Here is a 7,551-nt window from a genome sequence, read left to right as displayed (position 1 = left end):
TGTTACATAATGCTGACGGCCTCCTTATACAGCAAACCGAAAACGTACAATCGGCACGGCAGATCCGGTTCACCAATGCAAAAGAGATCACAAAGCTGGCGCCCGTATTAAAGGCTTACATCTATGAAGCCATAGAAGTGGAAAAAGCCGGGTTGAAAGTGAAACTTAAAAAACCATCGCAATTTGCCGTTGCTGAAGAATTTCAGAAGAAATTAGATAAGATGCCCGCCCTGAGAAAAGCTTTTGAAGCATTAACACCGGGAAGGCAAAGAGCCTATCTTCTTCATTTTTCCAGCCCCAAACAATCCAAAACACGGGAGTCGAGGGTTGAAAAATATCTTCAACAAATCCTTGATGGAAAAGGGTTAGATGATTAAGGCATTTACTGCTACCTTTGCTGTAACAGATAGCGAATGAGTTACCAGATAATACCACCTCCACCGGCACTCAAAAATTACGTACGCAACTTCTGGGTATTGGAAAACCCAACCGCCAATGTATCGCAAAAGTCCTTTACAGTAATGAGTAACGGTTCACCCGGACTTATTTTCCAGGAAAACCCTGCCCTCTTTACAGGTTTTGAAGGAGAACGGCTGCCACAGTTATTTGTATTCGGGCAGGCGAGGAAGTACGGCCAACTGCAGGGCGGTGGTAACTTTCGTACCGTTGGCGTCAACTTTGAGCCAACGGCGCTTAAACAGGTGTTTGGATTAAATGCCCATGAACTCACCGATCAGCATACCTGCATCAGTCATCTTACAAAAGCATCGCTCTGCGAACAACTGCTCCATTGCACTTCTGTACAACAACAGGTTACCTGTCTTTCTCAATTCCTGATCACTCAAACACAGCAATACAACAACAACAATAATAATCCCCAACTGCAATATGCCACGGCAGCCTTGCAGCAAGGCAAAAGACTACCCGATGTTTTACACCAGCTGAATTTATCGGAGCGCTCGCTGGAACGCCTGTTCCTGGCTCATATTGGTATTACCCCTATCCTGTACGCCCGTATCTGCCGTTTCCAGGCATCGTTATCGCTTTTACGGCAAGGCAAATTCCGCTCGCTTACAGACATCGCCTATTCGCTGGGTTACTTCGACCAATCCCACTTTATCCGCGATTTTAAATTATTTTCGGGTGTAAGTCCCCGTATTTATCAACGCAAAGCCATTGAAAGGATGCCCGGCTTCCCTGAATGGGATTTATAAAGCGCCTGTCGGTTTTTTACAATTTCGCCCGGGCAGTGACGGCTAATTTTGCCGTATTACTGATTTTAAAATTGTATGAAGATGAAAAATGCGATTAACTGGTTTGAGATCTATACGTCAGACTTTAACAGGGCAAAAAAATTTTATACTGCCGTATTTCAATGCGAACTTACTGACCTGCATGTAAACAGCGACAGCCATCCTGAAATGCAGTATGCTGCTTTTCCTGCCAATGAAAACGGGACGGGCGCCGGCGGCGCACTGGTGAACATGCAACAGGTAAAGCCCGGCAACGGAGGCACACTCGTATACTTTGCTTCGGAAGAAATTAATGCGGAATTAAGCCGTGTAGAAGCCGCCGGGGGCAAAATACTCCGCCCTAAGCTGCATATCGGCGACTTTGGATTTATAGCGCTGATAGAAGATACAGAAGGCAACACCATTGGCTTGCATGCAAAAAAGTAAGGCTTCTTACAGCATAATGATCATTAAACCATAACACATGACACAGGATAAAAAGGCAGCACCGGACAATACCGCCGTACGTACAGCGTTGTGGAGAGCTTTACATGTTCAGCTGGATGCAGCGCCGCATATTATTGAAGATGAGATAGGTTTGAAGCTGGTGGCGCCGGATGAAGACTGGCAGCAACGCCCCGATATGCACCCGGACTTTACAAAACGCCTTCGCGCTTCTATGGTGGCACGCGCCCGTTTTATTGAAGATATGGTACAGGAACAATATAAACTGGGTATCCGGCAATATGTGATCCTGGGGGCGGGGCTGGATACCTTTGCCCAGCGGCAACCGGGAATTGCATCTCAACTGCAGGTATTTGAAATTGACCAACCCGGTACGCAAATGTGGAAGCAACAGCGGTTAAAGGATCTCGGCTTCGGCCTTCCGGAATGGCTGCATTTTGTTTCAGTCAACTTTGAAGTTTCTTCCTGGTGGGAACAATTGATCAATGCGGGTTTTGATACCAGCAAGCCCGCCGTGGTAGCCTGTACAGGCGTTACACTGTACCTTACAAGGGAAGCGGTTCTTGACACCCTGCGGCAAATTGCCACGCTTGCCCCCGGCTCAAAACTGGCTATGACGTTTTATTTGCCGGCGGATCTTATGGAAGAAGAAGACAAACCGCTGCAACAGATATCGGAAAAAGGCGCACGTGCAGCCAGCACGCCCTTCATCAGCTTTTTTTCCCCGGAAGAAATGCTGGCGCTGGCACAAGAAGCAGGCTTTAAAGAAGCGGAAATTGTATCCTCCCGCAATATCGCGGGCCGCTACTTTACCGGGAGAACAGATGGGTTCAGCCCTGCAAGCGGGGAAGAATTTTTAGTGGCCGGCATTGTTTAATCCGGGCGCGTAAAATAATCAGGCGGATACAGCCGCTGCCCGTACTTTTCCGCCACTTCCTGCATCTTCTTCCTACCGGCATCATCTATTTCAGGCGGTGGCAAAAATTCACCCGGGGCCACCGGTACGCCCAGTTCCAGGAACATCTCCTCCAGGCCCGATGGCGCCACCGTACAAAGCAGCTTTGCCAGCTTGGCGGACCTGTTCTTGAAACTATGTACCATTCCGCCTTTGGGTATTACAATATAGGCGCCCTGCGTTGCTGTATAGGTTCCTTCTTCTGATTGTACCTCTACTTCTCCTTCGGCCACATAAAAAGATTCATGAAAATCAGGATGTGCATGAGGTCCGGGGCCACCTCCGGGTGGCACCAGCATCTCGATGGTGGCGAAATCGCCACCGGTTTGTTTCCCCGTTATGAGTATCCGGTAGTTGCCACCAGCCATTGAAAGGTGCTGTCCCTGGCCGGGACCAAGCGTGATCACTGATTGTTTTGTTTGTTCCATATTGGCAGGTTATCTCCTAAATTACTAAATACAACTCACAACCTTACCTGCTGTTCAGGATCTTCTCCAGGTGATCCTTAAAATTTCTCCCGATAGGGATCTGCTGGCCATTCAACACAATACGGTTCCTTTCAAGACGCACTATTTTCTGAACAGATACAATGAAAGATTTATGTACCCGCACAAAACGGCTTTGCGGGAAGATGTTCAGCATCGCCTTAACAGATCCTTTCAGCAATACTTTTCCTCCCTGCGTATAAATGATCGCATAATCTTTCAGCCCCTGTATATGCGTAACCTCATTAAACTCCAGTTTAATACGCTGTACCCCGCTTTTAACAAAAATGAAATCAGGGTGACCTTCCCCGGGAACATCCTCAATATTTGTATGCTGTGCTTTCAATGCCAGGAACTCCCTGATCTTCATAATTGCCTGGCTGAAACGGTTGAAGGAAACAGGTTTCAACAGGAAATCTATCACTCCCAGTTCATAGCCTTCAAAAGCATAGTTACGGTAGGCGGTGGTAAAAACAGTCAGTGGAGGGTTGGACAATGCTTTCAGGAATTGAATGCCTGTCATTTCCGGCATTTCAATGTCCAGCAGCAATACATCGGCGGAATGCTTTTCCAGGTAACGTAAAGCAGCTCCTGCATTTCCAAACGGCACAACGGAATCCACGTCATCCATTCTTTTCAGGTGGCCTTCCAATACTTCAAGCGCAAGCGGTTCATCATCTACAATAACAAATTTCAACATGGCACACGGTTTACAGTTCAATTACCAGTTTGGCGAGGAAGGAGCTTTTCCTGTCTTCAAATTCAAGCCGGTACCTGGACGGATAAAGCAGTTCCAGTCTTTTCCGTAAATTATCAAGCCCTATTCCCCCTTTACTTTTACGGGCTGTGACAGCTGGTTTGGAGTTTTCTATCATAACCGACAGTATCATTTTATCCAGTGCAATATGCACGTTCATCCAACTGTTCTCCACTTGTTTACTAAGTCCGTGTTTGAAGGCGTTCTCCAGTAAAGGCAATAATAACAGGGGCGCAATTTCCTGGCCGTTTAATTCCGCATCTATATTTAAAACAATGGCAGATGCCGCACTAAACCTAAGCCGCTCCAGTTCAATGTAATTATTCAGGTAAGTGATTTCTTTCTCCAGCAAAACCTTTGCATCCGTACTGTCGTACAACATGTACTCCATCATATCAGACAGTTTCAGCACTACATCCGGCGCAAGCGCCGATTGCTTAAGCGTTAGCGCATACAGGTTGTTCAACGCATTGAACAGGAAATGAGGGTTTACCTGCGCCCGGAGAAAATTAACTTCGGCATTCAGTTTTTCTACTGTGATCTTCTGGATCATAAGCTGCTGCCCATACCAGTCCATACTCAATTTGAGGGCCAGCATCAAACCGATATACCATAAGGTGCTGAAGAAGTTGTACGATAATGATTCTACCAGGTCACTGTTACGCATGGGTCCCACCACATAACCATACAGGTAATAATCGAACAGGCTTTGCGCAGCCAGGTATCCCAGCACGGAAATAACAACAGCGGTAAAATAAGCGAGGTAACGTTTCTTCAACAGGTACCGGGGCAAAAAGTAGTGAAGGTTCAGGTAAGCGATCACTATAAGCAATGCAATCCTGACAGTAACACAGGCTACAAAATAAGGCATATTAGCTTTATATATAAGATACCTTTTCTCATATATAAAGAACCCGGTGATCAGCACCCAATAAGCGCCATGCACCAGGGCATGCCTTAAGGAAACACTGCGTTTTGAAAACGGCAGCTGAAGCGGTTTATCCAGGAACTCCATTTTCATATCATTCATCATAAAAGAAAATAAAAGCGCTTACCCCGCAAAATAATATCTACCAACAGCAGAAATAGTAGAGGAAGATAACAATAAAAAAGGATGATACCGCTCTCCTATTCATTCATCGATTATTTTGTTTGCTGCTCTACTAATTTTCTGCGTCGTTTTCTTTTCTTCTAATATTGTTACCAGGGATCCGACAAACATTCTTCACTTAAAATTACTTATTATGAAACGTACAACATTCAACCGCGCATTTATTACCATGTGTATGCTGGTAGCGCTATGCTTCACCGCATTCAGCTTCACGCCCAAAGTAGGGCTCGACAGTTATGAGATCTATCTTAACAACAAGCTTATCCTGAAACAATCGGTGAACCAGCCTTTGAATTTAAGGGTATTGCAACTGGGCCAGGCAAGCGCAGGTGATCAGCTGCATATCATTTATAAACACTGTGCTTTAGAGGGGGCAGGCACCAACCGGAATATCATCCTGAAAGATGAGAAGGGCAATACCCTGAAAAAATGGTCGTTTGCCAATGCCACCGGGACCGATTTAAGTATGGTAATACCCGTAAAAGAATTGCTGCAACTGGAAAAGATGAATGCAGCGCATCAGCTCAGTCTTCATTACACGGCCCGGGAACTTTACAAAGCAGAAGAAACACTGGCGTTTCTTCATTCCCGGTAACCGGATTTAAACTTGTTGTCCGACCATAAGCGAAAAAGCAGCCGGGTAATGATACCCGGCTGCTTTTTTTGTTCATCTTACAGTCAGCAACTTATTTCTTTGCTGCTTTCAGACTGAAGCCAATTTCAACATCTTTGCTGATCATCCAGTTTTCAGGGCTACCTTCAGTTTTGTAGTTGATACCCCATGAAGATCTGTCGATCACAAATTTTGCATTTGCAGTAACGTCGTTTTCGCTAACAGTGATTTGTGCAGGGAAAGTGATGTTCAGGGTGCTGTCTTTCAGTGTCAGGTTACCACTGATCAGGTTGGTAGCGCCAGCCAGCAGGCTTTTCGCCTTGGTGCTGTCGAAAGGCGCCACAGATGTAATAACAAATTTGGCTTGCGGATGCTTAGCCACATCAAAGAAATCGGGACTTTTCAGGTGTCCTTCCAGGTCGGCCGGCTTTTTATCAGGCTCAGTAACAGAAGCCGGATCTACTGCCAGGCTGCCCAGGTTTACGTTAAAGCTACCACCGGTAACGGCGCCGTTTTCAACGTTCAGGCTGCCATCGGTTACTTTGATACTACCAAAGCGTGGAGCAAATCCACCTTTGTGGGTAGCACGCCATTGAACAGCGGTGGTGGTAGTGTCAATTACATAAGCTACGCCTGTGGCTACAGCGGCTTCTTTCTTTTCTTCGGTCTTCGCCTGGTCGGTCGAAGCTCCACCACATGCTGCAAGCGTGAGCAGCAGGGCAAAAGCAGGTACTGATTGCTTCATAAATTTGAATATAGTTTATATGTAACTGGCCGAAATTACTTAATAAGATTTAATCGCGATACAATACATCGAAAAATGTCAATATTATAACAATTCGTTCATAAACGCTTCTACCGGTAACCGGGTTTACAGCATGATCACCGAATCGATCTTTGACACTTCCTTGTAGTAGGCAATCACCTCTTCCTCATCCTGAACAAACACCTGTACGGTAAATGATTTATATTTTCCGCCGGAGGAGCTGTTTTCGCTGATACTGGCCTTCGCATGGGCAAACATCGACTTCAGATCTGCTATCTTGTCCTTATCTGCTTTGATAATGAACTTAAAGGTATATTCAGTGGGGAATACCACGGATTGTTGTAACAATGAACGAAAATTTTCATATGGATCTCCGTTTAAGCCGGCACTTACATTTTCACCTGTAGACATATTAATACTATTTATCCTGAATCAACCTGCAAAATAGTCCCTTTTTTTTTAAACATTCGGCCAATCCGATGGCAAAAGAACCAGGCGTTGCTATCCCGGCTCTTTTGCCGCGTGGACATGTATCTACTTCCTGTTGATCCATCCTTCCACGGTTGTTACCTCCGCCTGCTGGGGGAAAATCTTCTCCACCAGGAAAGTATGCACCTGCGGATCACGGTCAAGGCAGGCATCTGAAAGTACAGTAAGCTGAAAATCCTTGTCTGCCGCTTCACGGAGGGTGGAGAGGACCACACTGCTGGTGATCACACCCGCCAAAACCAGGTGATGAATGTTCATACCCCGCAGCAATACCTCCAGATCGCTGCCTGTGAACGCACTGTACCGGCGTTTCACCACCACCGCCTCATTTTCCGCGGGGGCCAGGAGGGGCTCTATTTTCATCCACTGCTGCATATCCACCTGCTTCAGGGTGGCCGCCCTCGCACTAAAGGTTTTATTACGAAAGCTGATTTCCGGTGCACCTTTACGAAAGCCTACCACCACATAAATCACCGGCATTCCGTTGTTCCGTGCATCACTGATCGCTTTGGCTGTTTTTTCTATTAAAGGACCTGCCTCCGGCAATCCTTTCAGCATTTGCTCCTGCATATCCATCACCAGGAGCGCTGTGTTTGTGAGTTGCTCTTTCATCTTTTTATATTTATTATTTTTTACCCGTTAATCAATTCCGGCGGCCTGATTTTTCCTGTTTCATAA

At 46.1% G+C, this 7,551-nt stretch carries 11 protein-coding genes; 5 read left to right on the top strand and 6 right to left on the bottom strand.

The annotated features are described in order from the left end of the window. From VN105_RS05295 to VN105_RS05280, 4 genes are all read left to right on the top strand, one after another. The coding region (locus VN105_RS05295) for a YdeI/OmpD-associated family protein (RefSeq protein ID WP_325638649.1) at positions 1-377 on the top strand (377 nt) is incomplete at its 5' end. 36 nt (positions 378-413) lie between these two features. Beyond that, positions 414-1,214, top strand: a complete 801-nt coding sequence (locus tag VN105_RS05290) for a helix-turn-helix transcriptional regulator (RefSeq protein WP_325638647.1) — start codon at positions 414-416, stop codon at positions 1,212-1,214. An 81-nt stretch (positions 1,215-1,295) separates the two neighbouring features. Continuing rightward, a complete protein-coding gene (locus tag VN105_RS05285; RefSeq protein ID WP_325638646.1) occupies positions 1,296-1,679 on the top strand; it encodes a VOC family protein in 384 nt (127 codons plus the stop codon). A gap of 37 nt (positions 1,680-1,716) precedes the next feature. Continuing rightward, a complete protein-coding gene (locus tag VN105_RS05280) occupies positions 1,717-2,574 on the top strand; it encodes a class I SAM-dependent methyltransferase (protein ID WP_325638645.1) in 858 nt (285 codons plus the stop codon). Here the strand turns inward: VN105_RS05280 and VN105_RS05275 are convergent. The 3 genes from VN105_RS05275 to VN105_RS05265 are packed head-to-tail and all read right to left on the bottom strand — an operon-like array spanning position 2,571 to position 4,927. Next, complete coding sequence (locus VN105_RS05275) at positions 2,571-3,080, bottom strand: cupin domain-containing protein (RefSeq protein WP_325638643.1); 510 nt, start codon at positions 3,078-3,080, stop codon at positions 2,571-2,573. The genes VN105_RS05280 and VN105_RS05275 overlap by 4 nt on opposite strands. Before the next feature lie 43 nt (positions 3,081-3,123). Next, the gene (locus VN105_RS05270) at positions 3,124-3,837 is read right to left on the bottom strand and encodes a LytTR family DNA-binding domain-containing protein (RefSeq protein ID WP_325638641.1); all 714 of its coding nucleotides are present in this window, start codon (positions 3,835-3,837) and stop codon (positions 3,124-3,126) included. Between the two features lie 10 nt (positions 3,838-3,847). Further along, on the bottom strand, positions 3,848-4,927 hold the full coding sequence (locus VN105_RS05265; RefSeq protein ID WP_325638639.1) for a sensor histidine kinase: 1,080 nt from the start codon (positions 4,925-4,927) through the stop codon (positions 3,848-3,850). A gap of 211 nt (positions 4,928-5,138) precedes the next feature. Here VN105_RS05265 and VN105_RS05260 point away from each other — a divergent pair, with 211 nt between their 5' ends. Further along, positions 5,139-5,600: a hypothetical protein gene (locus VN105_RS05260; RefSeq protein ID WP_325638637.1), complete on the top strand. Its 462-nt coding sequence runs from the start codon at positions 5,139-5,141 to the stop codon at positions 5,598-5,600. A 91-nt stretch (positions 5,601-5,691) separates the two neighbouring features. Here the strand turns inward: VN105_RS05260 and VN105_RS05255 are convergent, their stop codons facing one another. The 3 genes from VN105_RS05255 to VN105_RS05245 all read right to left on the bottom strand — a co-directional run bounded on the left by VN105_RS05255 (position 5,692) and on the right by VN105_RS05245 (position 7,485). Beyond that, a complete protein-coding gene (locus VN105_RS05255) occupies positions 5,692-6,363 on the bottom strand; it encodes a YceI family protein (RefSeq protein ID WP_325638635.1) in 672 nt (223 codons plus the stop codon). Positions 6,364-6,489: 126 nt separating this feature from the next. Continuing rightward, positions 6,490-6,795 (bottom strand): HP0495 family protein, encoded by a 306-nt coding sequence (locus tag VN105_RS05250; RefSeq protein WP_325638633.1) that lies wholly within the window; start codon positions 6,793-6,795, stop codon positions 6,490-6,492. Between the two features lie 123 nt (positions 6,796-6,918). Further along, entirely contained in the window at positions 6,919-7,485 is a 567-nt protein-coding gene (locus VN105_RS05245; protein ID WP_325638631.1) for an isochorismatase family cysteine hydrolase, read from the bottom strand. Positions 7,486-7,551: the final 66 nt, after the last annotated feature.

The sequence above is a fragment of the Chitinophaga sp. genome, from assembly GCF_035564935.1.
In the GTDB taxonomy this organism is placed as follows: domain Bacteria; phylum Bacteroidota; class Bacteroidia; order Chitinophagales; family Chitinophagaceae; genus Chitinophaga.
The sequence above is the reverse complement of the archived record's forward strand: the minus strand, read 5'-3'. Positions and strand labels throughout refer to the sequence as shown.